This window comes from Alkalibacterium sp. m-11, assembly GCF_054658155.1.
Genome location: NZ_BAAGIR010000561.1, coordinates 1 through 255 on the forward strand (window position 1 = coordinate 1; position 255 = coordinate 255).

The window sequence follows — 255 nt, forward strand, 5'->3', positions numbered from 1 at the left end:
AAACGATTTTTAGCTTCTTCCGTAACCGAGGCAAACAGATCGCTGCTTCTTTGCGAGGGAATACAGCTGCCGTAAGGATGGGAATGGGTGCGATCCCACTTTGGAAAACGAAGCATCGTATTGCGATCTTCCAAAATCAAGAAGTAGGCAATCGAGAGTATCTGCTTATAGCTTTCAGGAAAGCAAGCTTTTAGATCGGCTGTAACACCAAGCAGTTCTCCGATTTTGTCAAACAGATAGGTCGCTCCGTAGAAG

At 45.5% G+C, this 255-nt stretch carries 1 pseudogene; it reads right to left on the reverse strand.

Annotated elements, in window-relative coordinates:
• Positions 1-255, reverse strand: a pseudogene (locus ACYQ2O_RS13600) (IS1634 family transposase); the annotation flags it as partial.